Source organism: Psychrobacillus antarcticus (assembly GCF_029533155.1).
Lineage (GTDB): Bacteria > Bacillota > Bacilli > Bacillales_A > Planococcaceae > Psychrobacillus > Psychrobacillus antarcticus.
In genome coordinates this window covers 1-26,282 of record NZ_JAIZDB010000009.1, presented here as the reverse complement: position 1 = coordinate 26,282, position 26,282 = coordinate 1, and the positions used below count along the sequence as shown (strand labels likewise).

The window sequence follows — 26,282 nt, the reverse complement described above, 5'->3', positions numbered from 1 at the left end:
TTTATAAAAAGACTAAAGTGAAAATGATATATGTCGAAATTAAGAGGCAATGAAAATATAAAAGGAAGAAAAAAGATGATATTCCGTGAGGAACTGGTTCATTTTCTTTACAATAGAATTATAATTAAAAGTGGAGGTGACGTGATTTTGAATCTTAAAGACAAATCCAAAAAGTTTATTTCCACAGCGAGTGACATGCTGAAAGATGAAAAAAACAAGGAAAAGGCGAAAATTATTGTTTCTTCAGCCTTGAACCAAGCCAAAAAATTAAAAAAGAAATAAGGAACGATATAAAATAAAGCATGATTCTATAACAGAATCATGCTTTATTTTGTTTGATCTGGATACTACAGAAGCTGCGGGAACACCATTAATTTGCCATTATTTGATTGTCCAACTATGTTTAGACTATCCAAACAATATCGTTATTACTAATTTCCGCAAAATTTAAAATGCCACATAAAATGGTTGTTTGGTGCTATCAAGACAATACTCAATTCTCTGTCTAAAATTATCAATGGTTATCATTTTCAAAGCCTGCTCGATAGGAAAAAATCCCACTTCTAAACTTTCTGGGGAAGTTGATAATTTGCCACCTATTGGCTTAGCTAAAAAGAGTGTATTACAAATGGACTTATTCACATTTTGAAATATCCCACAGAATTTAAGAACTTCAATATCAATACCTGACTCCTCTTTAGTTTCCCTTATTGCAGCGTCTTTCAGAGACTCACCTTCCTCAACTATTCCACCTGGCATTTCCCACCCTCTCATAGGACCTTTAATTAGCAGAATTTCCTTTTGGTCGTTGAGTACAATAGTTGCAGCTGAAACAAAGTGTTTAGAAGGTGTGTAAATAGGTGATGTGTTTTGTCCCAAAGTAATTTCCCCCCCTTTATATAAAAAACTTATTGCGCAGATTCGTTAGTGTAATAAGCTACCGCTGCTCTGGTTGTCCAATCACCCCTATTTTATATATTTAGTGATTATTACTATAAAAACCAACGTGAAGAAAATACCTCTTATTATACGAGAACGCCTTACATATGCCTCATCTACTTTAGGCTCCTCCGCATAAGCTGCTTGAAACCACAAACGAATCGCCTTTGTTGGATTTATATATTGCCAAATTGAAATAACATAGAATGCAATGACTACGAATAAAAACAAAATGGTTTTAAACATATAGTCCCCTTCCTGCCCTTTTAGTTCAATAAGAAAAAAGATCTGATATAAGAAAAACCAGGCAAAAAGACGCCCGGTCCTCTAAAAATAAAAACGTAGATATGCCGTTGATTTCCGCTACGAGCGGACGCTTTCCGTGGGCACGGCTTCAGCCGCTTCCCTCGCGATGCTCAGTCCAGGGTCTTCAGCTCGCGCTGTTCCCACTGGAGTCGCCGCTCTGCGCTCAAACAACTAGGTCCACTTTATATAATACTACCCCTAACTCAAGAGTCCGTTTTACCCCTCTAGTAACTTTGAATACGCTTATCATCAAAGCGATAGGCTATGCAGATCTACTAGTGGAGTACTACTCATTTAATTGATTGTAGTGAAATGTGGCGACTCCAGCGGGAACAGCGAGAAAGTCGAGACCACGCAGGCAGCGCAGCGTACGAGGAGGCTCGGCCTCGCCCGCGGAAAGCGTCCACATGTAACGGAAATCAGTAGTATTATGCATTCTTAAAAGTTCTGTAAAACCAGTGTTCATGCTGTATTTTTATATACTTTCTTATCTTTTAAAAAATCAATAATCTTTAACTAAATCAACCGTAAATCATAAACAAGTTGATATCATTATGTTTTCTTATATTTTCTAAAAGGAAAAAGAACTATCAAGAAAATAATCAAAAGTAAAAGCAGAGGCACAATTATTTTATTTGCTTCATTAGGCTCACCAAATAAATTGACTAGGACGTTTGTAAATGATGGCAAACCAAGCCCTTCTACAAGCGGAATCACAAGAAACATTCCAACGATTATGCCAGTAAAAAAGTAAAGAATATAATTCTTCTTATTCATACATATTTGACCCCCCTTAAGCTAATTATTCGAAATTCACTGATAGACAAGTACTTCGACATCCTTCCAATAATACCTCCTTGCTCAAGTGCGTCTCTAGGTGAACAAGAAAAAAGGCCTTACTACTTTTTGAAGTAAAGCACCTGTTACTACAATATTAATGGTCAATTTGAGCACGCTCTTATCAGAAGAATAAATACTACAATTATTATAATCGAACCAATATTTACTAAACACCCACTACTAGGTGCTCCTGTATGGGCTTGAGCCCAAGCATTGTTTAAAGCACCACCAGGGTTTTTTCGTTGTTCTTTAGCTTTTAACCTATCTCTTTCTTCCTCGGACATTGAACTCCCCATTTTTTTAGGATTTTAATAAAATGAAATTTTTCTTCACCAACTCAACTAATCTGAAGTATTAGCACTATAAGCATGAAAAATAAAAAATAAAAAGTTTAATCACAACAAAAATGATATTCCAATAATAGTAAATAAATTAGCAATAAAATGCGAAATAGCACTTATCCACGCGTTGTTTGTTTTATAAAATATCACACCATATATAATGCTATTTATAAAAATAAAGAAAATATCATAAGCGACTATAACATTACTCCCCAGCACACTGTGACCAAATGCAAATATTATAGATGTAACGATTAAAGTAGGTATTATTGGTAGTGCTTTACCCAATTGCTTTTGAAAAAAAGCCCTCCAGGCAATTTCTTCACCCAATGCTAGAATAGCAAGTTGAAAAGCGAGAAATACTATCTTATCTAGGGAAACAACAAACCCCGTTCTTCCAGAAAGATGTTCTATGTATTCGGGCAAAAATAATTTTGCCAATACAATACAAACAACATTTAAAATCAGTGGTAAAACAATCCACAAATAAATTTTTTTATCTTTTAGACTCGTTCCAATTTCCTTTGTATTTAACCCAGTGTCATCAGAATATTTTTTTCCCAAGCTACTAATAATAAAGAAAAATACAATACAGATAATTACAGATATCCCAGCAATACTAAATCCAAAAAGATTACCAAATGAAACAACAGTCATAGCTATCATTGCAATTAAACACAATTTTTTTATATTAGCCAACTTTAACTCTCCTGCCTATTAAATTTTTCTATCTATTGCCCAATCCTTTGCGAAACCTTAACGTATCTATTTCTACATGATTTCAAAAATATCCTTCTTCTACCAATTTCTCGGATGATTTTTAGTAAATCCCTCTTAAACTTATTCAAAATTACATTTTACGATTCCTTTCACGTGGTTTATCTTTTTTCTCATTTTCACTTCCATTTTTTCATAAGCTATATAGACGGATGTCCCTGGGAGTGAGAAGATGCATTTTTGGAAAAAAGGCATGGTTATAGTAGTTGGAAGTATTTTTATCGCGTTAGGTATTAACCTTTTTTTAATACCATATAAGGTATTAGACGGCGGGATTATTGGGATAGCGCTAATAATAAATTATCTTTGGGCTTTAAAGCCTGGATTAATGATTATTTTGTTTAGTATTCCAATCTTTATCATTGCATGGTTCAATTATCGAGAATATTTCTATAATAGTTTGCATGGGATGATTATTTCCTCTTTTTTGATTGATTTACTACAGCCAATGGTAGGTTTTATACATATTGTGGCGATTTATAGCTCTATTTTAGGTGGGGTTTTTATTGGTTTCGGTATTGGGTTGATGCTACGGTTTAAGACTAGTACAGGTGGTACGGATTTAGTAGCACAATTACTTAGTGTTAAAACGGGAGTAAATGTAGGTATACTAATCTTTATCATTGATTCTATTGTTGTCTTACTTGGAGGGTTCTTATTGTCTACGGGTACGTTAGTTCTGTCTATTATTACAATCTTTTTCGTGGGAGTTACAACGAGTTTATTAGCAAGGAATGTTCGACCAGTTTCATAAGAAAAACCGCTAAGGAAATTAATTCCTTTAGCGGCTTGTTATTATTTAATACGTAGTTCCGTTTCCTTATCAAAGAAATGTGCCTTACTAAGATCAAATGCTAAGTCGATTGTATCCCCCGCAGTAATATTGAAACGTGAGTCAATACGAGCAACAAAGTTTTGATTGTTCACTTGCGAATAAAGTATAATTTCTGCACCCATTAATTCTGCAACCTCTACAGATGCACTCAATTTCGTTTCAGGAGAAAAGTCTAAGAATACTTGCTCGTCATTAATATCCTCTGGGCGAATACCAAGAATGATATCTTTCCCGTCATACCCTCGCTCTTTAAGAATCTTCAGTCTGCCATCAGGTACTAATAATTTGATATCATCCATGATAAAGTAATTGCCTATCAATTTACCATTCAAGAAATTCATAGCTGGAGATCCAATAAATCCACCGACAAATACATTATCTGGCTCGTCGTATACGTCTTTTGGTGCACCAACTTGTTGAATGATTCCATCTTTCATAACTACTAATCTAGTAGCCATTGTCATTGCCTCTGTTTGGTCATGTGTTACATAAATAGTTGTAGTTTGCAGACGGTTATGAAGCTTCTGAATTTCCGCGCGCATTTGAACACGAAGTTTTGCATCTAGGTTAGATAATGGTTCATCCATTAAGAAAACCTCAGCGTCACGAACAATTGCTCTTCCAAGTGCTACACGCTGACGTTGACCACCAGATAGAGCTTTTGGCTTACGATTTAGTAAGCTCTCTAATCCTAAAATTTTTGCAGCATTATCTACTCGTTTTTTAATTTCATCTTTTTTAAATTTGCGCAGCTTTAATCCAAAAGCCATATTATTATATACGTCCATATGTGGATATAGGGCATAGTTTTGGAATACCATCGCAATATTACGATCCTTTGGAGGCACGTCGTTTACTCGTTTATCTCCGATATATAAATCCCCAGAAGTAATCTCCTCTAATCCAGCAATCATACGTAATGCCGTTGATTTACCACAACCAGATGGACCAACTAATACTAAAAATTCTTTATCTCTTATTTCTAAATTAAAGTTTTGTACAGAAACAACGTTATTGTCATATACCTTTTTAATATTCACTAATTTAAGTTCAGCCATCCTATTTCCCCCTTGAATATGTAAGTGCTTTCATTATTAATAGAATACTATATTTTTAATTTTCAAGAAATGGGAATAGTGCACAAAGTTATGGCAGAACTTAGTGAATATTTACTAATTATCATTTTCTAGCTATTAACGCCAAGGATACTGTCATTGCATGATGGAATTGGCGTATATCGATCCCAGTCTTATCAACGAACCGATCTAATCGATATTGCAGACTGTTTCGGTGCAAATGGAGCACTTTTGCTGTCTCTGAAAGATTTAAGTTACATCGGAAAAAAGTCTCGATCATCTTAATCGTTTCTTCGTCGTGTATGTACTCTTGCAATATAGTTTTAGAAATATCTATTCGTAATTCTGCCTCGGTCTGCTTTGTTAGTATGAAAGGGATAGCCTCTACATACGTCACTACCGACTTGTTCGTATAAAGGAAAACGCGTTTGGCCACATTAGTCAACGAAATGTAGTGAAGTGTAAGATTCACCATATCCTTTATGTATGGTCCAACAAAAAAGTTTATCTTTACATATAAATCACTCATTAAAATATCAATTATCTGCTCAAACGAAATACTTTCCTCTTCCAACATTTGCTGCTCTATGATAAAACCTTCGTGTTCACTCTCCCATAAAATAGAAACTTGCTTATCAAAAAGGGCCTCTATGGCATCTTTAAACAAGAGTGGTTCTATTTGATTTATATTAAATGAAAAATAAACGAACCGGAATGGGTTACTCGGTTTCCAATCCTTCTCTTCGATCAAATCTGCAGAAAAGATAACTTTCCTCCAGTTTCTTTCTGCTTCAGTTGGTGTAGGGAACTTCACCTTATACGGAGAAAGAAAAGTAGTTAATAATGAAACATCCCTGGAAGTCAGTTCATCATTCCGTATTCCGATGATTTCCCCATTGTCTGTAGCAAACCATTTATAATCTAAGCCTAACTGATCCGAACCGTCCTTATATACTATTAAAGTCGAGTAGATTTCCTTTAATTGTTCAATCACTATAAAACCTGCTTTCGATAGAATTATTACCTATGTATCCTAGAGTTTTTCTATAACTATTACCATAACTATACAATTAAATTCCTATTAATGAAACCAGAGATAGACTATAAAAAAACTGTAGACAGCTCAATAAATCTGAGAGTCTACAGTTTAGTACACCAAGGGCTTCTTTTCCATTTATAAAGATTTTCATATCGCCATCTCTATATTTTCTCCAATTTTAAGGTCAATAGATTTTCCCTTATGAGAAATGGTTAAATTATTCCCTTTTATTAGTGAATAGGTTACTATACTTCTTTCCATTTTGATATTTAAAGTTCTATTTTGATATTGCAGATGAAACTCAAGTGAATCCCAATGATCAGGAAGAGAAGGTGCCAGTGAAAGACCTCTCTCTTTTACTCTTAAACCAGCAAAACCATAAACAATCGCTAGCCAAGTCCCTCCCATATTCGCCATGTGAAGCCCGTCTTTTGTATTGCCATGTGTATTTTCCAAATCTAATCGCGCAGTTTTTCTAAAATATTCATAAGCTTTCGCTTTATCCCCTAATTTGGAAGCCATCACACTAAATATACAGGAAGACAAGGAAGAATCATGTGTTGTAATTTGTTCGTAGTAATTATAGGAGTTATTCATCGTTTCAAAGTCCTGTTCATCTTCCAATAAGAAATGTGCAAGAACTGTATCTGCTTGTTTACAGACTTGATATCTATAAAGAGTTAAGGGATGATAATTCAGTAAAAGTGGGAATTTATCTGGTGGCGTATTTTCTAAATCCCAAAGATCTTTTTGTAAAAAACTATCATCCTGTGCATTGATTTTGTACTGTTCATCATATGGAAGGTACATCTTCTCACCTGCATCTGTCCACTCGCTCAATTCTAGTTCAGATAAATTTAGTTTATCGCTCAATTGGTTTAGTAACTTGCTATCCTTTTCTTTCAAAAGATTATATGCCTTCACAGCCCATAGTAAATTATGTTTAGCCATGACATTTGTATAGTAATTGTTATTTACAATACAAGTATATTCGTCTGGTCCAGTTACACTATCAATTCTAAAAAGTCCATCTTTCATATGCCCTACATCAACCCATAGACGAGCAGTTTCAAATAGAAGTTCGGCCATATAATCCTTTAAAAATGCTTCATCTTGTGTTACTAAATAATACTGAATATAACTATAGGCTATATCTGCACTTATGTGATACTGTGCTGTACCTGCCGGGAAGAATGCTGAACTTTCAGGACCAGTGATCGTTCTCCACGGAAATAATGCGCCTTTTTTATGTCCCATTTCCTTCGCTCTTGACTTAGCACTATCCAAAATAGAATATCTTTGCACTAATAAGTTTTTCGCCATTTCTGGATTCGTCATTAAGAAAACTGGAAATATATAAATCTCAGTATCCCAAAAATAATGCCCTTCATATCCCTCTCCCGATAATCCTTTTGCTGCAATATTGCTTACCGGGTCTTTACCAACCGATTGTAACAGCTGATATAGGTTAAAACGAATTCCCTCTTGCAAGGCAACATCTCCACCGATTTTTACATCGGCATGATGCCAAAAGTTATTGAGGTAATCTTTTTGTTCTAATAAAAGCTCGTCAAAAGATGTATCTTTTAACTGTTGTTGAATAGCTAGAGCCTTGTCAATAATGGCATCCCCATGCCTTAATGTGTCTGTATACACATTATATTTTGTAAATTGAATAGGCTCATTACCATTGCATACATAGGTCTCTTCCACACTACTATCAGTTATTTTACTCGCATATTCATATGCAGCTATATCTATGCTAGAAGACGTAACACATGCAACTTCTAGCTTCGTTGCATACGTAATGTTTTTAACAATGCTTAATTTTTTTTCCTTTCGAACTTCTGCAATATGCAGTCTTCTAGCATGACCTGAAGCAACTCTAGGGTCATTTTTATCCACAAAGTTCGAAACATTGCCATCGACTATCGAAACAATTTTTACGATTTGAATATTGTTTAATGGTACTATCTTGACTTCTATCGCAAACAATTCTTTCGTTACAAATGAAATAACTCTTTTAAAATGAATTTTGACCTCTTTGCCTTTAGCAGATTTCCAATGGATAATCCGATCAACATAGCCTGCATCCATATGTAAATTTCGTTCTAATTGAAGTACTTCCCCTTCAAATAAAGAAAATTGTTCATCATCAAAATAAATATTTATCCTTTGAGCATCAATAACATTCAAAATTTTCTGTTGTATTTCTGGAAATGCATGAAGTTTCTCCCCATAGTTAATTTCCGTTTCATCATGAAAAGCATTAATATATGTACCTCGAATAGAGCTATATGTACTTTTATAGCCCTCTTCAAAATTTCCTCTAACACCCAGATAACCATTCCCTATAGACAAAAGACTTTCATCTAATAGAAGGCTTTGGTTATCTATTTCTGATTTAGTTAATTTCCAAGTCATTAAATTTCACCTCAGCTGTTTTTATCGCTGTATTTCTTCATTATTTCTTCAAAATCTAACTTGGAAGTATCTTCAACTAAATAGTCAGCCTGAGATAGATGCTCATGGGAACCAACACCAACTGAGAACATATTGGCTTTGTTTATAGCTTCTATACCAGCAGCTGCATCTTCAATTCCAATGCACTCCGCATAAGGAATACCAAAGTAATCTGCAGCAGTTGTGAACGTTTCAGGATCCGGTTTTCCCTTTGAAACCTTCGACGCATCCACAATATAGTCAAAGTAACTAGTGAGTGCAAGTTTTTCTACTACATTTCTAGCATTTTCACTTGCTGAACCAAGTGCAATTTTAATATTTTGTTCTTTATTGTCCTTTAGTAAATCTTCAATTCCTGGCAAAATATTTTCTTCGTTTATGGATTCTGCTAATGCCAAATAAAATTCATTTTTTTTACTTGCTAGTCTTACTTTTTCCTCACTACTCATCTTTAACAATGAATCATTCAATTGTAGAATTAGTTCAAGAGACTCCATTCGGCTAATTCCTTTAAGTTTTTCATTAAACTGTCTATCAAATGAGATACCAAGTTCCTCTGCGAGTTTCTTCCATGCTAAATAGTGAAACTCTGCCGTATCCGTAATGACGCCATCCAAATCATATATAAAGGCTTTTGGGTACTGAGACATTAAATCCTGTCCTTTCTAAGAAAAATTATTAGACAAAATGGGAAAGTACTAACTAAGGTGAAAGCGTGTTGACACTTCCCCGTTGTATTAATCGATGTTCCACATTTACATGTTTGTGATCTAGTCTATTTTCCATTAAGTCTTGGAGCAATTGCGCTGCCATTTTTCCAATTTCAAAAAAATCTTGGCCAATTGTCGTGAGTTGTGGGTCTGTGTAACTACTAAATACCAGATCATCAAATCCAGTAATAGATATATCGTCTGGGATTTTCAAACCAATTTCCTTAACTGCCTTCATTACTCCAAATGCCATTAGGTCGCTAAAACAAAGAAAAGCAGTAGGACGCTTAGTTTTCAAATATTCTCTTGCTAGTTCATATGCTTCTTGCTCTGAAAAATCAGCATACATAATCTCATCAGTGTTTAGCTCTAAGCTATAGTCCTTATATGCTTCTCGAACTCCCTTAATCCGCTCTGAGTTCACATAGGTTTCTTTTCTACCTGCTACCAAAGCAATATCTCGATGATTATTTTCAATTAAATACAAGGCAATTTCGTTGCTAGCTTTTACGTTATCAATAGAAACACTTCCAACTAACCCATTATTTGTTGCAGGTATAATGTCGAGAACCACACAAGGGATGTTAGTATCAATTAGTTCCATATAGTATGGATCGTCTATACGTATTCCCTGTAACAGTGCACCGCCAATATTTCGTTCTCGACAATACTGGGCATAGCTCTTTTTCTTCTGACGCTGTGAATCTATTAAGTAAATGGACAATTCAAACTGACTGGTCGAAACAGCTGTATATACTCCCTTGAATATATTAAAGGCATTATTATCTTTTTCACTATTGTTAAGAACACCAGATGAAATCAGGCCGATAGTCATTTGTTTTTTGGAAGATAAATTTTTAGCTATTATATTTGGAGTATAGCCCATTCGGTTGGCAATCTCGAAAATTCTTTGCCTTGTTTTTTCATTAACGTCCGTATAATTGTTAAAGGCTTTTGAAACAATACTTACCGATACTCCAGCCTCTTTTGCAACATCTTTTATAGTAGTCACTTCTATAGATCACTTCCTAAATTTAATAAGTAAAAAATTCTTATAACTATCCAAATCTCCAATATTTAAGTACTTTTATTGGTTAGAGCTTTTTCTTGTATCTTCAATGAAAAACTATAAAATAAAGCAAAAGCTACATAAGCACTTAATGATCCCGTAAAAAGTGGGAGAAGAAAAATAAGCTTGGTAGCACTTAAGTAAAATAATATTCCATTGCTAAGTAGTATTCCCAAGAATAATAAAGGACTTCCAAACGTTATAAAAAATGTGTTCTTTAGCATTTCTCGAATGTTCATATGAAAATGCACATGCAGTGAAAAAAAGTTAATAGTACATACAAATAACACAAGTCCCACAATTGAAAATACAATTAACAACAAATCACTTTGATTTCTAAAAAAGTAGAAATCGATTATCCAAATTAGCCATATGAAGGTCAAAATTATACCAGCCAAAACACTTTTTTTGTAATTAGATTTCATATGAGAAAAATACGCTCTCGTTAGAGATGGATGATCTAACTTCATCACCCAATCACGCGCCATTGCAAACAACCCCATCGTGCTTGGGACAAATAATAGAGGGATTAGTAGTAGTAAAGGTACAAAGTAAATTACAAACTCCATACTAAAGTTATTAACGTATAAACTTAATAAAATGATCACAATAGGAAGATTGATCGTAAACCATAAAATGTTCACAACAGAAAATCGCATAATCCATTCTGTTGTACTATAAAGTACTCCTGTAAAACCTGAAAACTCTCGCATTTTCTAACCTCCTACAGAAATAAATTCTATTTTACAGCCCCTTCCCCAATACCTTTAATAATATGTTTTTGTGCAAGTATATAGAAAATTACAACAGGAATGATTGTTAGCATCAAGCCAGCCATCGCTAAGTTCCACTGAATCGTAAATTCACCAAAGAAATAAAAAGTAGAAAGTGGAATTGTTCGAAGCCCCTTATCAGTCAGTGTTAACGAAGGCAGTAAATAATCATTCCATATATTAATAACATTTAAAATCATTACTGTCACAGTGATTGGTTTTAAAATCGGAAAAATAACTCGCCAGAAAACCCCAAACTTCGATGCACCATCGATTGTAGCTGCTTCCTCTAAAGTAATCGGTATAGACTTAACAAATCCATGGTATAAGAAGACTGAAATACTGGCACTAAAACCAATATGCATAAATATTAACCCTTCTCGTGTATTAATCATTGGAATATGTAAGGAATTAGTTATAGTGCTCATGAATTGCATTAAAGGCATCATTAATGTTTGAAAAGGAATGAGCATCGTTGCAATGAAAACCATAAAAATAATTTTACTTAACTTATTATCTGTTCTAGCTAGCATCCAAGCGGTCATAGAAGATAATATAACTATTATTAGAACAGAAAGAATAGTTATATATAATGAATTACCAAGTGCAGTCATAAAATTCATTTTATCCATTGCTTCTATATAATATTGGAAACTGAATTCTTTCGGAAGTGCTAAAACATTTTCATATAATTCCTGTCGATCTTTAAATGAATTGACAATAATTATATAAACGGGAGATAGAAAGAAAAGCGCTGCAATAAGTAGTAAAAACTCTTTTAAAATTTTATAAAACTTTTTCATTACAATTCTACCTCCCTCTTTTTCGTAATATAAACTTGCGTCAGAGTGATTCCAGCTACTATGAAGAAGAAGATGATTGCCTTAGCCTGACCATAGCCATAATTACCATAACCAAAAATTTCATTATAAATGTTCATCGCAAACATTTCAGTAGAATTTGCAGGTCCCCCACCCGTTAAAGATAGGTTGACATCGTAGATTTTAAATGCTGAGGAAAGCGTTAAAAATAAGCTAATCGTAAAAGCAGGCATTAACAAAGGGAAGGTAATATTTTTTAACCTTTGCCACCAACTTGCACCATCAATCATGGATGCTTCCATTACTTCGTTAGGTATACTTTGTATCCCTGCGATATAAATAATCATAATATATCCTGCCATTTGCCAAGTAAAAACGAAAACCAAAGCATATAAGGCAAAATCCATATCGATTAGCCAATTAAAAAAGACTTTTTCAAAACCAGTTACTTCCCCTATTAATGTAAAAACATCTAAGAAAATAAACTGCCAAATATATCCTAATATTAATCCGCCGATCAAGTAGGGCATAAACACCATCGTACGTGCAATATTTGACGTTCTAAGTTTTGATGTCACCAAGAGTGCAAAAACAAGGCCAACTACATTTACGGAAATAACGGCTAATATGGTGAAGAAAGTCGTCTTCCATGTAGATTCAAGAAAACGTGTATCACTAAATAATTTGATAAAATTATCAAAGCCAACAAACACTTTTGGATTAGCTGCAATACCATCCCAACTAAAGAAGGAATAATATATTCCAATAACAAATGGAATGACTACTACTGTCAAGAAAATAATAATTAGCGGTGCAGTAAATAATAAATACCAGCCTTTATTATGTTTATTTTGCATGTCAAACACTCCTATTTAATAGTTTATAAATGGATTGAATAAGTAACTACTGGGCACCCATAAAATGTATGCCCAGACTTTATTAATCTATCTTCGTAGTGAAATTAAACTATTTTACAGCGTTTTTCCAAGCATCATCTAAGTTTTCTATAAATTCTTGGCCAGTCATATCTTTAGTTAAAAAGAATTCTTCTGCTTTTGGAGCAAAATCATTTGGAACAATATTCGCTGGGTAATAATTTTGTGCCCAAGGAATTGTCTGCCCACTATTGGATGCGTTTAATACGTCTTGAGAAAGTGAATCTAAGTCATTAGCTTCGATATTTGTAAGCGCAGGAACAAATCCAAATTCCTCTACAATGTATCTGTGACCTGTTTCACTTGTAAACATCCAATTTAAAAAGTCTTTTGCTGCTTTCGTTTCCGCTTCATCTTTTTTCCCATTGACTGCCCAGTTATTTCCTACACCAACTGCTAATTTATCAGTACCCATCAATGGGAATGGCAGCATTCCTACTTCAAAATCTATATCAAAATCTGAAAGCATCCCATAAGCCCAGTTACCCTGATGAATCATTGCTGATTTTCCAGCGGCAAAGTCACCAACTTCTTTGTCATATGTCACATCTAAAGGACTTGGTGTGTTTACTTTTATAGCTTCCATAAATTTACCGAACTCTTGAAATTCTTTCGTTTCTGCCATTGTTACATCACCACTTGTTAGCTTATCGATAAATTCATAGTGGTCGCTTTGCAAAGAAAATGGATAGTTACTAATATGCCCAATTAAGAAATATGCTTCCTTAGATAGGCCAAGTCCAGTAATACCGTCAGCTTTAAACTTTTCTAAAGTGCTAACAAAAGAATCATAATCTGCAATATCTTCCGGTTTCACTAAATCTTTGTTATAAACTAATCCAAATCCTTCTACTCCATAAGGAACTCCGACAATTTTGTCATCTACCTTTAATTCCATTCCTGGAGCAATGTCTTTTGCATATCCTTCCGAAGATAAATCGGCTACATAAGATTTCATTTTTTCAGCTTCCATTACATTTTGAAGACTGAATATAGATGGACCTTGATCACTATTCAAACGAATTTGCAATTGTTCAAAGTAATCATCTCCTGTTGTTCCCCATACTTCCACTTCAACACCAGTTTCAGAAGTATATTCCTCTGCTAGCGCTTCTAATTGATCGGATATTTCCACTTTACTTTGGAAAATAGTAATTTTTTGAGTTGAAGCTTTATCACTATCCCCATTACTTTCTTTCCCTGTTGACCCTTCATCACTGTCACTACAAGCTGCTAAAAGCAATAACAAAGCGATAATAAATAGACTACTCCGTGTTCTTTTTTGAAACTTCATATTAAATTCCTCCCCCTACGATTTGAATTTCTATAGTGAATAAAATGAAAAATCATTTTATAACTACCTAGTTTTGGTATTCAAAATCTATTTTTAATACATCATCACACTCATAGTGTTGACCATATATCTCAAATTCTATTTTTTTCTTGTTTTCTACTTTTATAGATAAAGTAGTAGCAGTAAGGAATAAGGTAATTGGTTGACCTTGCCAATAAATCGTGAACTTCATATGATTCCACTGTTTTGGTAATTTCGGATTTATACGAAGCTTCCCATCTACGAGTCTCAATCCAGCAAAGCCAAAGATGGTTGCTTTCCAAATTCCACCGGTAGATGCCGCGTGAATACCATCATCTGATGTGTTCATTCGTGGTCCTAAATCTACTTCTGTAGATTTCCTAAATAGCGAATAAGCTAACTCTGTGTCACCTATGTCATTTGCTAGAATAGAGTGGGTTGCCAAACTTAACGAAGAATCATGTAAGGTTTTCGCCTCATAATAATAGAAGTTGGCCTCTTTAATAGAAGTTGATAGATGAATATCTTCCTGTAAAAAAGTTTGCTGTAACAGGTAAAACAAAAGTAACGTATCTGCTTGTTTCGTAACTTGAAGGTTATTAATCTGTTCTGGATTATAGTCTCGATATATTGTTCTTAGTTTTTCTTGTTTTTTATATTTTGTCAGGTCAATTTCTTTTAAACTTAAGTAAGTATCATCTTGAGGAATTACTAAATCTTCTTCACGCGGCTGTGGTAAATATATTTTCTCTGCTTTCGTTTGCCAAGTTTGGTAAGCTGTTTCCAAATCTAATTTTATAGTCAATTTTTCTATTAAACTGGAGTTTTCTTTCATTAATGTAACGTAATAGCGAATTGCTAGTTTCAAGTTGAAAAAAGCCATATAATTCGTAAAAGCATTGTTGTTTACATGCTCTTTATATTCATCAGGACCTATTACATTATTAATATGGTATTCTTGCTTAACTTCATTCCACTCAAGACGACTTGCCCAGAAACTTGCCGTTTCAAAAATCATTTCATAACCATAGTGATTCATAAATTCTTGATCAGCTGTCACATTAAAGTATTGGTAAACTGCAAAGGCAATATCAGCAGAAATATGTTGTTCAATAAATCCCGACCAAATTCTCGTTTGCTCTCCTGTAACAATATCGATGTCCCCAAGTTTAGGAGTTACTTCTCCGTCAGTTGGCCAAGCCGACTCCCAAGGATACATGGCCCCACTATATCCATTTTCAAAGGCCTTTTTTCTAGCGCCTTCTAGAACATAATAGCGATAAGTTAAAAGTGATTTTGCAACTTTTGGATTGGAAAAAGTGAAAAATGGAAGTATAAAAATTTCTGTATCCCAAAAAGAATGCCCCTTATAGCCTTCTCCACTTAAACCTTTTGCAGCAATTCCCATTCGCTCATCATGGGCGGGAGCCATAATCGTTAAATGATATTGGGAGAATCGCAATGCAAGCTGATCATACGGATTTTCACTATCAATCTCTAATGCATATGAATTCCATATGCTCTTATTCCATGCTTCTTTATGTGAATGAAACAGTGAATCATATCCTTGCATCGAACAATTCCGTAAATCATTTAATGATTTTTCTCGAAGCTGCTCAATTGTATATCCTGCATTATCTTGGTCTTTATCACGACTCGTATATACTGTTGTAAGCTTTTCCACTTCCAGCTTGTCGTTCGGCTGAAGATTAAAATCATAAGTAAGCCATACTTTTCTACGGGTCATGTTCATTTCTGGTTCATCGATTCTTTCCACATTATTAACCGTAATTTTGTGAGTCGAATTAATAACCACATCTATTTTGGACTCATTGGTTGTTTGGACAAGCAGAATTTCCTTTTTATCAAAAATTCTCCGCTCACCTTCTAGAAAATGCTGCGAGCCTGAATTACTCATTTGTGCATCAATACCAGTATCAAAAGAAATTTGAACAGGATCTGATAAGCTTTTAACACACATTTTCATGCCTATTAAATGTAAATTATTTAAAGACACAAATCGTTTAAATTCAAACTGCAGTACTTTTCCTTTTGGAGATGTCCACACAAAATATCTTCTCAACTCTGCTGTTTTAATATTTAATTGTTTTATATATTCCTTTGTTTTTCCAAATTCCAGGCTGAATCGGTCACCGTCTACCCGTATATCTAACCTCGTTACATCCGCTAAGTTTGGCAATTCTGTTACTTCATTTTCTTCTGCTTTGTTAAAAGTACCACTAACAAACAAATTCCTTACTTCTTTCATATAAGGTTCTTCAGTCGCGGAGCGCAATCCCATATAACCATTACCAAGGTACATAATTGCTTCACTTTTCCCAAGTGTATCTGGTTGAAATGCCTCTTCCGAAATAATCCAATTTTCAAGATCTCCTTTACCATGCGAATAATTTATCATGTGACTAAAATCCCCTTTCCGAAAGTCTATGTATAAAGTTACGAAAACGTTTTAGTTTTATAAAAAAATAAAAACGTTTTATGGAGAAGTCATTATGAACATTCTTCAAAAACGTTTTAGTAGTAGATAATAAAATGTAAGCCTTTACATCTCCAACTATAAATATAAAATTCTAAAATGTCAATTAATTATAGTGGAAGATTAGATTACTCGTTCCATTATTGAACAATTTATGAAGTGATTTAAAAACCTGCAGACTATTTCGTATTAAAACGAGTGTCTGCAGGTTCTATTAGATTATGCTAATCGCGTCTTTGCTTCTGCAATTTGAATGTTTACTTGATCGAAACCAGTTCCACCTAGCGAATTTCTTCTTCTTACTGCGGCTAATGGTGATAATACATCGTATATATCTGACTCGATCAAACTGTTTGCTTCCTGGAGATCCTCCAGTGGTAAATCTAGCAAGAAATAGCCACGTTGAATACATAGGAATACTAATTTACCAGTTACTTCATGTGCTTCACGGAACGGAAGTCCTTTTGCAGCTAAATAGTCAGCAAGCTCTGTTGCATTTGAAAAGTCTTTATGGACAGTATCATACAATCGTTCTGTATGAACATCCATTGTACGAACCATTCCTTCAAAAATTTTCAATGATCCAACGATTGTATGCACAGTATCGAACATACCTTCTTTGTCTTCTTGCATATCTTTGTTGTAAGCAAGTGGAAGTCCCTTAATCACGGTTAGTAATCCCATAAGATTTCCATAAACACGGCCTGTTTTCCCACGAATTAGCTCGGCCATATCAGGGTTTTTCTTTTGGGGCATAATACTAGAACCAGTTGAAAAAGAATCATCCAGTTCAATAAAATTAAATTCAGCACTAGACCATAAAATTATTTCTTCGGCAAATCGGGATAAATGAGCCATCAACATGGAAGAATTACTTAAAAATTCCACGATAAAATCACGGTCACTAACTGCATCCATACTATTTGCATAGACATTGGCAAAGCCAAGATACTCTGCTGATAGCTTGCGATCTATCGGGAAGGTTGTCCCTGCAAGTGCACCTGCTCCAAGTGGTGAAATATCAATACGCTTTAAGGAATCTTTATAACGATCTTTGTCACGTTCTAGCATCCAGAAATATGCCATTAAATGGTGAGCAAATGAAATGGGTTGCGCACGCTGTAAATGAGTGTAGCCTGGTGCAAGTGTTTCCACATGCGTTTCAGCTTGTGCAATGATTGTTTGTTGAAAAAGTTCTATTAACTCGATTATTTCAACTACTCTATTTTTCAAAAACAGATGCATATCTGTCGCTACTTGATCGTTACGGCTACGCCCAGTATGCAGCTTACCACCAACTGGCCCGACTAAATCGATTAACATTTTTTCTAAGTTCAAGTGAATATCTTCATTGGCAACGGAAAACTCTAATTTGTTTTCCGTTGCTAGTTTTTTTAATTGAACAAGGCCACCTAGAATACTTTGAACATCTTCAGATGGTAGTATATTGCAGTCCCCAAGCATTTGAACATGCGCCATACTTCCATCTAGATCTTCCATTACTAATGTTTGGTCGAACCCGATGGATGCTCCAAATTCATCGACCCATTGTTCGGCAGATTTTTGAAATCTGCCTCCCCATAATTTTGTCATGCTTTCACCTTCTCTGCTCCCTTGTTCACCATTGCGTGAACTATTGTAGGAAGACCCCATAACTCGATAAATCCTACAGCAGAAGCGTGATTAAATTCATCATCTTTTGTATACGTTGCTAATTTCTCATTGTAAAGAGAATTAGGAGATTTACGTCCTTCTACAATTGCATGCCCTTTAAATAATTTTACACGAACTGTTCCATTTACATATTGCTGTGTTTCTTTTAAGAATGCCTCTAGTGCATTTCTAAGTGGTGAGAACCAAAGTCCTTCGTAAATAAGTTCTGTTAACTTTTTCTCCATTACTGGTTTAAAGTGAGCTAATTCTTTTACTAATGTTATATCTTCTAATTCTTTATGAGCTATGAGTAAAGTATGCGCCCCAGGAATTTCATACACTTCACGTGATTTAATGCCAACTAAACGATTTTCCACGTGGTCTATACGTCCAACACCGTGTTTTCCAGCTAAATCATTTAATTTTAATATTAATTCATGTAATGGATATGCTACGCCATCTATAGATGTAGGTACGCCTTTTAAAAACTCAATTTCAATTACATCTGCAGTGTCAGGTGCATTTTCCAAAGAAACAGTTAAATCATAAGCATCTTCCGGTGGAGCAGCCCATGGATCTTCCAAAATTCCACATTCATTTGCACGTCCCCAAAGGTTTTGATCGATAGAGAATGGGCTGTCTAGATTAATCGGAATCGGAATATTTTTTTCTTTTGCATATGCAATTTCTTCTTCACGACTCCAGCTCCACTCACGAACTGGTGCAATTACTTCTAAATCCGGATTTAATGCTTTAATAGAAACTTCGAAACGAACTTGGTCATTCCCTTTACCTGTACAACCATGTGCCACTGCAGTTGCTCCAGTTTGTTCTGCAATTTCTACTAATTTTTTAGAGATTAGTGGACGAGATAAAGCAGAAACTAATGGATATTTATTTTCATACCATGTATGTGCTTGAAGTGAAATCAATGCATATTCATTGGCAAACTCTTCTCTTGCATCGATCATATAACTTTCGATTGCTCCAACTTCTAGTGCTTTGTTTTTGATAAAAGTAAGATCTTTACCTTCTCCAACATCTAGACAAACCGCTATAACATCATAGCCCTCATCTTTTAACCATGTGATTGCAACTGATGTGTCTAATCCGCCTGAATATGCTAAAACAACTTTTTTGTTCATTTTTTTACCCCTCCAATGAATTTATATACAGCTATTTAGTATTAATATACATAATGTAACATGATTAATGTATTAATACAACTAATAATTTATAATTATTAGTATTTATTCATCTTCCTGTATTTCCTGATCTTCTACCTTCTTTTCGTTTACTTCATCAGAAATAAGTGTATATTCAATCCCTCGTTTGTCTAACTGGTTTTCTATTTCTTGAATAGTATTTTGTAAAACAACTATGCGTGCATGTAATTTATCGTCGCCATGGACAATAAACCAAGGTGCGTCCGTACAATTAGTCTTGGCAAACATATCTTCGGCTACCTCTAAATACTGATCATATTTTTCTCGATTTCGCCAGTCCTCGTCTGTCAACTTCCACATTTTATAAGGATCAGTCTTGCGTTCTATAAACCGTTTCAATTGTTCTTCCTCTGAAACATGTATCCAATGCTTAACAACTATGTAATTCTCATCGGATAAGGTTTTTTCGAATTGATTTATTTCTTTAAAAGCTCGTTTCCATTCCTCTTTAGTTGCTAGATTTTCCACACGCTCCACTAAAATTCTTCCATACCAGGACCGATCGAAAATACCTATTTGCCCGTGCTGAGGAAGTTTTCTCCAAAACCGTTGAAGGTAGTGAAAACGCAGTTCATGGGCTTGGGGAGCAGAAATGGGATGTACTATATATCCTCTGGGGTCTAAGCGCTGCGTTAATCGTTTAATAGCGCCACCTTTACCTGCAGCATCCATTCCTTCAAAGGCAAGTATTAGTCCAATCTTTTCCTCTAAAAGAGTCTGCTGCAAGCTTAATAAATGATATTGAAGTTTCTTTAATGTTTTTTTATATTCCTTTTTAGAATGCTCAAAATGTGTTACTTCTAAATTATGTAATCTTTTTATCAACTTAGATCCCTCCGATGTTTTTTATCAGTATACCTAATTTTCTGCTATTTTAATAATTACAACTATTCTTTATGTTTCATGATAATGCTAAAAAATAGACTTAACTCTCTCTATTTATATGAGTGAAATAAGTCTATTTACTATTCTAAGATATATGTACGTTCTCAAAATATTCGACAACTGGAAATGGATCATAGTATGGATGAAGGAGTTTTTTCCATTCTTGATACTCGATCGATTCCCTAAAACCTACTGTATGATCTTCTAGTGTTTCCCATCTCACTAGCAGTAAATATTTCCCCTTAACTTCCATACAACGTTGTAACTCATGAGTGATATAACCTGGCATGGAGGAAATGATTTTTGATGCTTGACGAAAAGTAGTCTCATAATTTCCTTCTAAACCCGGTTTAACTTGTAACATTACTGCCTCTAATATCATGTTACCGCTCCTTTACGCTCTATACGCTGTAATAACTCACTTAAAGTGATTTCCCCCATGGAGTCTATTCGATCATCAAAATTCTCAAATTTAAGGTTTCTCGTAACATTATTTGGAACAATGACACAGCGAATCCCAGCCTGTTTTGCTGCACTTAATCCGTTCAGGGAATCTTCAAATACTATCGTTTCTTTTGGTGACAATCCCAAGTCCATAAGTGTTTTACTATATAGTTCGGGGTCAGGTTTAATTTTGCTTACATCATCTTTTGTATTGATGATCTCAAAGTAATCTATTATGTTAAGTTGCCCTAAGTAATTATGAACCCACTCCTTTGATGAACTTGAAGCTAATGCTATTTTTAATTTTTTTTGTTTAGCTTCATCTAAATATTCTTTTACACCTTCACGAAGTACAGGTGTTTTCATCATGTCTTCATATCTTATTGCTGCAAGATCTTCTAGCAATTCACAATTGACTGAGTTACCAGCGATTTCTCGGAAGTAACGGTATAAAACATCGTTTCCAGTTCCAATACATTCGGAATACCCTACTAACTCCAAGTCAATTTCATGACTTTCCCAAAAAATTTCTTTGAATGCTTCATACCAAGTAGTTTCTGTGTCCACAATTAAACCATCAAAATCAAATATAACTCCTTTAATCAATTTCAAAACCCCATTTTCATATATTATGTTGTTAAAAAAATTCGTAAAGTCCACCATCAAAGTAATCAAATTCTTCTTTTGAAATCCGTTGTAACTTATATCCTTCATAAAAAGCATTTAGTAAATCCTTATCATATAGAAAGGACCGTATAGCAAGCGCAACATCATATCTTGGATCACCAAAAGCAGACTCAGACAGGTCAATAAACGTTTGAACTCGATTCTCTGTAACTAGTACATTATCAATTGTAAAATCCCCATGAATAAGCGTTTGGGTTATATTATCCGGTTTGTTTTCTTTCAAGCTATCTAATAAATGCTGATTTCCATCCACCTCATAGTTTTTTAGATTGTATGCAGCCTTTTTAAGTTGCAAATCTAACCAGCTTTCCTGTTGCTGCCATTTTGGTGGCGGGTCAGTTTCGTGTAAAGTTCTTAACTTAGTGCCAAAGCTATGAATAAGGTTCGTTTTTTCCTCATCTGTTTTGGCAGCAATCATTGCCTCTCTTAAAGGAATCCCTTGTTCCAAACTCATGAGAAGGTAACTTTTATTTTCGTCCTCCACATAGTGAAGGTAGGTTGGTATTGATAAAGCAGTATTCACATTCAACTCTTCCATAACTTTTGCTTCCTTTAACAACCAGCTTCTATACTTTGGTAAAGAGGAACATTTGCAGACAAAGTTACCTTGATCAGTATGTAGAAATACCACCTCAGAAGTCGCACCTTGTCTTTTAGGAAAAGAAGTCCTTTGAACATTTCCAATTCTTTCTTGAAACTGCTCTGGAATAGCCTGATTTTCAGTGTTTTTCAACGTTTGCACCTCTTTTTCACTATTTCGGTTTCATAGTTAATGGTTATTATTCTTCATTGCTTACTATTATCCTTTTTGTTCAATAGTTGGAAATAAAAACTCTCTAGAAATCAAATGCGATGAAATGTCCAATGAAATAGTTGAATTTTTAAAATATTTTTTTAAATGTGACAACTTTGTGAAAAGTGGATATTTTCCACAATCCGACAAACTTTGCCATCTCCTGATATTACAATAAAGAAGTTGCTACAAAACCTACTAGATATACACTCAGGATATGGAGCTGAATACACACTACTACGGAGGGAATTTTGTGAAAAGTTACTTGCACCAAAGATCTTTATTGTTACGAATAGAATTAAAGAAACAAGAGATGTATAGAAAGGCAAATGTTCTTGGCTTTACTCATCCAGTCGTCGTTACTTGTAGTCAAGAGCTAGATCAATTACTAAATAGATACCAACGAAAAGCTTCATAATAGGAAATAAATATATAGGTATCTACTTACATTCTACATTAATGAAATACATTTGCTTTTATCTTATTAAAAAACCGATTTCTCCTTTTTTGAGGAAAAGTCGGCTTTTTATTTGTATATGGTTTTTGCTCAGTATGTGTCGCTAATCTGATTTTATTTTTTTGTAAAATACTTTTTCCCAACTGTTTCAACAATTGTTGGAGCTATTGCATATAATTTGCTTGTAATACTCATGTAAGATGGAAGATTAACCTCTCGAACTGGCTTTTCAATTACTTGTTTAATAGACGCTACCACTTTTTCCGGAGTCAACAGATGCTTCTTCATACTACTTCTATAATTACCAGTTTGATCAGCTAAATCGAGGAAAGGAGTATCAATTGGTCCTGGATTAATAGTGGTCACATCAACACCAAATTCTCTCAGCTCCATTCGGATAGCATTTGCAAACCCAAGGATGGCATGCTTGGATGCTGCATACACAGATGCTTTAGGTGTAGCTACTTTACCTGCCTGGGATGCAACAAATATAAAGTGACCACTTCTGCGATTTTTCATCATTTCTGCAAAGTATTTCGTCAGCTTCATCGGTGCCAATACGTTTACCTGTAACATTTTCTCCATATCACTTTCATCCACATCCAATAAATAAGAAAATGTGCCCACACCAGCACAGTGGATAACTATATCAGGTGTACCCATGTCTTTAAAAAGTGATTCGAAAGATTGTTCTGATGTTAAGTCTGCTTCAATTGTATGGATACCTATGGTAGATAAACTGTTTAATACATTGGTATTTCTACCAGTCGCCCATATTTCATGACCTGCATCATGCAGTGTTTTAGCAAGTAGTAAACCTACTCCGCTAGTAGCACCTGTTATTAGAATTTTTTTAACTTTGCTCATATAGCAGAATTCCTTTTTCATTTCGTTTTACCGTAATAAGTTTTTCATCTACTAAATAATCTATTTGGCCAATCGTTTCAGAAAGTGTTAACCCTAGTTCCTTTTCATATACTTTTGGAAATAGTTGTTTCGTTAATTCAAAAATTGTTTTTTCTCCGTCATTCATCATATCAAGTACTTTAAGTGCACGTTCTTTTTGTTTTTCCAGTCTGCTTGTAACTAGGTCCTGAATATTATACACTTCATTACCATGCCCACTATAAACTTTTTCAATAGGTAGCTGTTGAATTTTTTTCAAAGAGGCGTTATATTGTAACATCGATTTTGGACGCTCCTTATTAGGATCTAGCGGTGGCTCAATTAATGGGTTAGAAGAGATCATTTCCAGAATAAGGTCCCCACCTATAAGAACTTTCGAAGTTTCAGACCAAAATGCTAAATGGCTTTGTGCATGGCCTAATGTTTCAAGTACTTGAATATCTGGATGACCAGGCAAAATATCCCCCTCATTTAAGTATGTATCTAAAGGGCGACTTCCAAGTAGGCTTAATGGTCTCCTCATCTTCTCTATCCAATTTAAATATTCTTCTGGTACCCCTTCTTCTATTAAGCATTTTAGATAAAAACGATCATGAAACTGGAGAAACTCTTCATCACGTGTCATCCAAACTTGATTGTATTCGTGCCCTAAAATGGTTGCTTGTTCAAAAGCATCCGTCCACCCGGCGTGGTCCGGGTGATGGTGTGTCAGCACTACCTGTTCAATATCGTTCAGTTCAAATCCAGCCTCTTTAATTCCATATGTTAATGCTATTAATGCTTCCTTTGTTTTAGGTCCAGCATCTATTAGGGTCAAAGCATCCCCTTTAACTAAATATGCGTTTACATCCCCCACAGCAAAAGGTGTAGGAATAATAATTTTATGTATCATTTAAATTCTCCTTATTAATGAATAATCATTCACTACATTGTACCCTTATTTTTGGGTGTCGTCACGAATATAAGGTTGACTTTCTATGATAAGATGCATATAATTTCATTAATTCAGAATATAAAAGCTAAGATGAAGATTAGTACATATATGATGGAGTTAAGAGAATGAAATGACCCGCTGTAAGTTTCATCTCCCGCTCGTATATAGAACCTACTTCGGAGCTACTATGTAAACATGGTCGTACCTTCTCGATACGAAGGGTTAAGTTGTGCTGAAAGTTATTTCAGCAAATTTAGGTGGTACCGCGGAAAACAAGTGTTTTCGTCCTTATTATTATAGGATGAGAGCGCTTTTTTATTTTGCTCTCGTTTTAATACTGCTCCACTTGATTGAAGATTAATGAAAATCTGGGACTACTAAATGGAGGGATTTATATGACGAAGATTGTATTTGTTGGCGCTGGTGCCATGGCAGAAGCTATTATAAATGGACTAACGAAGGGAAATAAAATAGCATCTGCAAGTATCCATGTTATGAATAAATCGGATCAAAACCAGCTTAACTATTTAAAAGAAACGTACAATGTACAAATCGTATGTGAACAGAAAAAAGCGTTAACTGAAGCTAATATTATTTTTTTAGCGATGAAACCAAAAGACGCAAACGATGCATTATCTGGTCTGGCAGCCTATATAAACAAAGATGCCACGATAATTTCCGTTATTGCTGGGATCAGTATCCAAACCATTATCAATTCTCTAAGTAATAGACCAATTGCACGTGTTATGCCAAATACATCTGCAGCTGTTGGAATGAGTGCATCTGCACTATGCTGGAATGAACTTATTTCAGACGAGGCCAAACTACTTATCATCGATCTTTTAGAATCGATTGGCTCTGTCAAGGTCGTAGCAGAAGAAGATTTACATGTTGTTACTGCTCTTTCCGGAAGTGGTCCAGCTTACTTCTATTATTTCGCTGAACAGTTTGAATCCGCTGCTGTTGAGCATGGTTTAGATCCGAGTGATGCGCGTCAATTATTTATACAGACGATGGAAGGTGCCGCACAAATGCTAAAAAAAGGAGATGTGGAACCAAAAGAACTGCGTAGAAGAGTCACGAGTCCAGGTGGCACAACAGAAGCAGGCATAGAGCAATTGGTAGAGCATAAAGTGAGTGAAGCTATCTTCGCGTGCATCCATGCTGCACAAAACAGATCCCGAGAGCTGGGGAAATTATTTGAAACTTGATAAAAATTGCAAAGGATGTTGATTTTGAATGGAAAACTCATATGTTGTTGGTTGGGGAACACTAGCTTTTCTTAATGCCGGGATTGCCCAAGGTAAAAATAGAAGTGGCCTTAATTGGTTCCTCTTATCTTTAATAATAGGACCTATCGCTACAGTAAGTTTAGTTATTATAGAGAAAAAAAGAGAGTCCGAAAGTTCATAATGAACTGAGCCCTATAAAGTAGACAACTTAATAAAAAGAGAGTTTGTAGTTTAGACTGCGATGAGATGGTTTCGGTATGCTTCCGGAGCCATCTTTTTTAAATCCCATTGCTTTCGTTCTGAGTTGTAATAATCTATATAATTTCCTA

29 protein-coding genes and 1 other annotated feature are annotated in these 26,282 nt (G+C 34.8%); of the genes, 5 read left to right on the top strand and 24 right to left on the bottom strand.

Annotation, left to right across the window (positions count from 1 at the left end; translation table 11 throughout):
• The first annotated feature begins 30 nt into the window (after positions 1-30).
• Positions 31-282, top strand: a complete 252-nt coding sequence (locus LDK52_RS06555) for a hypothetical protein (RefSeq protein ID WP_277585152.1) — start codon at positions 31-33, stop codon at positions 280-282.
• Between the two features lie 165 nt (positions 283-447).
• Here LDK52_RS06555 and LDK52_RS06550 read toward each other — a convergent pair whose 3' ends face one another.
• From LDK52_RS06550 to LDK52_RS06530, 5 genes are all read right to left on the bottom strand, one after another.
• Entirely contained in the window at positions 448-879 is a 432-nt protein-coding gene (locus LDK52_RS06550) for an NUDIX hydrolase (RefSeq protein ID WP_277585151.1), read from the bottom strand.
• A gap of 87 nt (positions 880-966) precedes the next feature.
• Positions 967-1,185: a hypothetical protein gene (locus tag LDK52_RS06545; protein WP_277585150.1), complete on the bottom strand. Its 219-nt coding sequence runs from the start codon at positions 1,183-1,185 to the stop codon at positions 967-969.
• Positions 1,186-1,797: 612 nt separating this feature from the next.
• Entirely contained in the window at positions 1,798-2,022 is a 225-nt protein-coding gene (locus LDK52_RS06540) for a hypothetical protein (RefSeq protein WP_277585149.1), read from the bottom strand.
• A gap of 164 nt (positions 2,023-2,186) precedes the next feature.
• Positions 2,187-2,369: a DUF6366 family protein gene (locus LDK52_RS06535; protein WP_277585148.1), complete on the bottom strand. Its 183-nt coding sequence runs from the start codon at positions 2,367-2,369 to the stop codon at positions 2,187-2,189.
• Between the two features lie 111 nt (positions 2,370-2,480).
• Positions 2,481-3,125, bottom strand: a complete 645-nt coding sequence (locus LDK52_RS06530; protein ID WP_277585147.1) for a CPBP family intramembrane glutamic endopeptidase — start codon at positions 3,123-3,125, stop codon at positions 2,481-2,483.
• Positions 3,126-3,375: 250 nt separating this feature from the next.
• Between LDK52_RS06530 and LDK52_RS06525 the strand changes: the two genes are divergently transcribed.
• Positions 3,376-3,957: a YitT family protein gene (locus tag LDK52_RS06525; RefSeq protein ID WP_277585146.1), complete on the top strand. Its 582-nt coding sequence runs from the start codon at positions 3,376-3,378 to the stop codon at positions 3,955-3,957.
• A gap of 41 nt (positions 3,958-3,998) precedes the next feature.
• On the opposite strand, the gene LDK52_RS06520 is transcribed toward LDK52_RS06525, so the two are convergent.
• From LDK52_RS06520 to LDK52_RS06445, 16 genes are all read right to left on the bottom strand, one after another.
• Positions 3,999-5,096 carry an ABC transporter ATP-binding protein gene (locus tag LDK52_RS06520; protein WP_277585145.1) on the bottom strand — a complete coding sequence of 366 codons (1,098 nt, stop codon included), beginning with the start codon at positions 5,094-5,096 and terminating at the stop codon, positions 3,999-4,001.
• 121 nt (positions 5,097-5,217) lie between these two features.
• Entirely contained in the window at positions 5,218-6,108 is an 891-nt protein-coding gene (locus LDK52_RS06515) for a PucR family transcriptional regulator (protein ID WP_277585144.1), read from the bottom strand.
• Positions 6,109-6,300: 192 nt separating this feature from the next.
• Positions 6,301-8,577, bottom strand: a complete 2,277-nt coding sequence (locus LDK52_RS06510; RefSeq protein ID WP_277585143.1) for a glycoside hydrolase family 65 protein — start codon at positions 8,575-8,577, stop codon at positions 6,301-6,303.
• A gap of 11 nt (positions 8,578-8,588) precedes the next feature.
• A complete protein-coding gene (pgmB, locus tag LDK52_RS06505) occupies positions 8,589-9,266 on the bottom strand; it encodes a beta-phosphoglucomutase (RefSeq protein WP_277585142.1) in 678 nt (225 codons plus the stop codon).
• 52 nt (positions 9,267-9,318) lie between these two features.
• Positions 9,319-10,338, bottom strand: a complete 1,020-nt coding sequence (locus tag LDK52_RS06500) for a LacI family DNA-binding transcriptional regulator (protein ID WP_277585141.1) — start codon at positions 10,336-10,338, stop codon at positions 9,319-9,321.
• Positions 10,339-10,403: 65 nt separating this feature from the next.
• Positions 10,404-11,108 carry a YesL family protein gene (locus LDK52_RS06495; protein ID WP_277585140.1) on the bottom strand — a complete coding sequence of 235 codons (705 nt, stop codon included), beginning with the start codon at positions 11,106-11,108 and terminating at the stop codon, positions 10,404-10,406.
• 26 nt (positions 11,109-11,134) lie between these two features.
• Positions 11,135-11,971, bottom strand: coding sequence for a carbohydrate ABC transporter permease (locus LDK52_RS06490; protein ID WP_277585139.1), 837 nt, complete (start codon positions 11,969-11,971; stop codon positions 11,135-11,137).
• The gene (locus LDK52_RS06485) at positions 11,971-12,846 is read right to left on the bottom strand and encodes a carbohydrate ABC transporter permease (protein WP_277585138.1); all 876 of its coding nucleotides are present in this window, start codon (positions 12,844-12,846) and stop codon (positions 11,971-11,973) included. The genes LDK52_RS06490 and LDK52_RS06485 overlap by 1 nt, the downstream gene beginning before the upstream one ends.
• Positions 12,847-12,955: 109 nt before the next feature.
• Positions 12,956-14,218, bottom strand: a complete 1,263-nt coding sequence (locus LDK52_RS06480) for an ABC transporter substrate-binding protein (RefSeq protein WP_277585137.1) — start codon at positions 14,216-14,218, stop codon at positions 12,956-12,958.
• Between the two features lie 67 nt (positions 14,219-14,285).
• The gene (locus LDK52_RS06475; RefSeq protein ID WP_277585136.1) at positions 14,286-16,658 is read right to left on the bottom strand and encodes a glycoside hydrolase family 65 protein; all 2,373 of its coding nucleotides are present in this window, start codon (positions 16,656-16,658) and stop codon (positions 14,286-14,288) included.
• Positions 16,659-16,955: 297 nt separating this feature from the next.
• Positions 16,956-18,329 (bottom strand): argininosuccinate lyase, encoded by a 1,374-nt coding sequence (argH, locus tag LDK52_RS06470; protein WP_277585135.1) that lies wholly within the window; start codon positions 18,327-18,329, stop codon positions 16,956-16,958.
• Complete coding sequence (locus LDK52_RS06465; RefSeq protein ID WP_277585134.1) at positions 18,326-19,534, bottom strand: argininosuccinate synthase; 1,209 nt, start codon at positions 19,532-19,534, stop codon at positions 18,326-18,328. Before LDK52_RS06465 ends, argH begins: the two co-directional genes overlap by 4 nt.
• 105 nt (positions 19,535-19,639) lie before the next feature.
• Positions 19,640-20,440, bottom strand: coding sequence for a polyphosphate kinase 2 family protein (locus tag LDK52_RS06460; RefSeq protein ID WP_277585133.1), 801 nt, complete (start codon positions 20,438-20,440; stop codon positions 19,640-19,642).
• A gap of 145 nt (positions 20,441-20,585) precedes the next feature.
• The gene (locus LDK52_RS06455; protein WP_277585132.1) at positions 20,586-20,882 is read right to left on the bottom strand and encodes an antibiotic biosynthesis monooxygenase family protein; all 297 of its coding nucleotides are present in this window, start codon (positions 20,880-20,882) and stop codon (positions 20,586-20,588) included.
• Positions 20,879-21,547, bottom strand: a complete 669-nt coding sequence (locus LDK52_RS06450; RefSeq protein ID WP_277585253.1) for an HAD family hydrolase — start codon at positions 21,545-21,547, stop codon at positions 20,879-20,881. The genes LDK52_RS06455 and LDK52_RS06450 overlap by 4 nt, the downstream gene beginning before the upstream one ends.
• A gap of 34 nt (positions 21,548-21,581) precedes the next feature.
• Complete coding sequence (locus tag LDK52_RS06445) at positions 21,582-22,364, bottom strand: phosphotransferase family protein (RefSeq protein ID WP_277585131.1); 783 nt, start codon at positions 22,362-22,364, stop codon at positions 21,582-21,584.
• A 313-nt stretch (positions 22,365-22,677) separates the two neighbouring features.
• On the opposite strand from LDK52_RS06445, the gene LDK52_RS06440 reads away from it, so the two are divergent.
• Positions 22,678-22,842, top strand: a complete 165-nt coding sequence (locus tag LDK52_RS06440) for an aspartyl-phosphate phosphatase Spo0E family protein (protein WP_277585130.1) — start codon at positions 22,678-22,680, stop codon at positions 22,840-22,842.
• 153 nt (positions 22,843-22,995) lie between these two features.
• Here the strand turns inward: LDK52_RS06440 and LDK52_RS06435 are convergent, their stop codons facing one another.
• Positions 22,996-23,748 (bottom strand): SDR family NAD(P)-dependent oxidoreductase, encoded by a 753-nt coding sequence (locus LDK52_RS06435; protein ID WP_277585129.1) that lies wholly within the window; start codon positions 23,746-23,748, stop codon positions 22,996-22,998.
• Positions 23,735-24,679: an MBL fold metallo-hydrolase gene (locus LDK52_RS06430; protein ID WP_277585128.1), complete on the bottom strand. Its 945-nt coding sequence runs from the start codon at positions 24,677-24,679 to the stop codon at positions 23,735-23,737. The genes LDK52_RS06435 and LDK52_RS06430 overlap by 14 nt, the downstream gene beginning before the upstream one ends.
• 120 nt (positions 24,680-24,799) lie before the next feature.
• Positions 24,800-25,014, top strand: a binding site (T-box leader).
• 102 nt (positions 25,015-25,116) lie between these two features.
• Here LDK52_RS06430 and proC point away from each other — a divergent pair.
• Complete coding sequence (proC, locus tag LDK52_RS06425; protein ID WP_277585127.1) at positions 25,117-25,932, top strand: pyrroline-5-carboxylate reductase; 816 nt, start codon at positions 25,117-25,119, stop codon at positions 25,930-25,932.
• Positions 25,933-25,960: 28 nt separating this feature from the next.
• Positions 25,961-26,134: a hypothetical protein gene (locus LDK52_RS06420; RefSeq protein ID WP_277585126.1), complete on the top strand. Its 174-nt coding sequence runs from the start codon at positions 25,961-25,963 to the stop codon at positions 26,132-26,134.
• 50 nt (positions 26,135-26,184) lie between these two features.
• On the opposite strand, the gene LDK52_RS06415 is transcribed toward LDK52_RS06420, so the two are convergent.
• The gene (locus LDK52_RS06415) at positions 26,185-26,271 is read right to left on the bottom strand and encodes an IS3 family transposase (RefSeq protein WP_407081798.1); all 87 of its coding nucleotides are present in this window, start codon (positions 26,269-26,271) and stop codon (positions 26,185-26,187) included.
• Positions 26,272-26,282 lie beyond the last annotated feature (11 nt).

Excerpts from the sequence above, each read along its gene's own strand:
- LDK52_RS06475 (WP_277585136.1), bottom strand. The coding sequence starts at position 16,658 with ATGATAAATTATTCGCATGGTAAAGGAGATCTTGAAAATTGGATTATT.
- LDK52_RS06540 (WP_277585149.1), bottom strand. The coding sequence starts at position 2,022 with ATGAATAAGAAGAATTATATTCTTTACTTTTTTACTGGCATAATCGTT.
- LDK52_RS06495 (WP_277585140.1), bottom strand. The coding sequence starts at position 11,108 with ATGCGAGAGTTTTCAGGTTTTACAGGAGTACTTTATAGTACAACAGAA.
- LDK52_RS06520 (WP_277585145.1), bottom strand. The coding sequence starts at position 5,096 with ATGGCTGAACTTAAATTAGTGAATATTAAAAAGGTATATGACAATAAC.
- argH (WP_277585135.1), bottom strand. The coding sequence starts at position 18,329 with ATGACAAAATTATGGGGAGGCAGATTTCAAAAATCTGCCGAACAATGG.
- LDK52_RS06545 (WP_277585150.1), bottom strand. The coding sequence starts at position 1,185 with ATGTTTAAAACCATTTTGTTTTTATTCGTAGTCATTGCATTCTATGTT.
- LDK52_RS06490 (WP_277585139.1), bottom strand. The coding sequence starts at position 11,971 with ATGAAAAAGTTTTATAAAATTTTAAAAGAGTTTTTACTACTTATTGCA.
- LDK52_RS06480 (WP_277585137.1), bottom strand. The coding sequence starts at position 14,218 with ATGAAGTTTCAAAAAAGAACACGGAGTAGTCTATTTATTATCGCTTTG.
- LDK52_RS06420 (WP_277585126.1), top strand. The coding sequence starts at position 25,961 with ATGGAAAACTCATATGTTGTTGGTTGGGGAACACTAGCTTTTCTTAAT.
- pgmB (WP_277585142.1), bottom strand. The coding sequence starts at position 9,266 with ATGTCTCAGTACCCAAAAGCCTTTATATATGATTTGGATGGCGTCATT.
- LDK52_RS06485 (WP_277585138.1), bottom strand. The coding sequence starts at position 12,846 with ATGCAAAATAAACATAATAAAGGCTGGTATTTATTATTTACTGCACCG.
- LDK52_RS06465 (WP_277585134.1), bottom strand. The coding sequence starts at position 19,534 with ATGAACAAAAAAGTTGTTTTAGCATATTCAGGCGGATTAGACACATCA.
- LDK52_RS06455 (WP_277585132.1), bottom strand. The coding sequence starts at position 20,882 with ATGATATTAGAGGCAGTAATGTTACAAGTTAAACCGGGTTTAGAAGGA.
- LDK52_RS06430 (WP_277585128.1), bottom strand. The coding sequence starts at position 24,679 with ATGATACATAAAATTATTATTCCTACACCTTTTGCTGTGGGGGATGTA.
- LDK52_RS06525 (WP_277585146.1), top strand. The coding sequence starts at position 3,376 with ATGCATTTTTGGAAAAAAGGCATGGTTATAGTAGTTGGAAGTATTTTT.
- LDK52_RS06535 (WP_277585148.1), bottom strand. The coding sequence starts at position 2,369 with ATGTCCGAGGAAGAAAGAGATAGGTTAAAAGCTAAAGAACAACGAAAA.
- proC (WP_277585127.1), top strand. The coding sequence starts at position 25,117 with ATGACGAAGATTGTATTTGTTGGCGCTGGTGCCATGGCAGAAGCTATT.
- LDK52_RS06435 (WP_277585129.1), bottom strand. The coding sequence starts at position 23,748 with ATGAGCAAAGTTAAAAAAATTCTAATAACAGGTGCTACTAGCGGAGTA.
- LDK52_RS06555 (WP_277585152.1), top strand. The coding sequence starts at position 31 with ATGTCGAAATTAAGAGGCAATGAAAATATAAAAGGAAGAAAAAAGATG.
- LDK52_RS06510 (WP_277585143.1), bottom strand. The coding sequence starts at position 8,577 with ATGACTTGGAAATTAACTAAATCAGAAATAGATAACCAAAGCCTTCTA.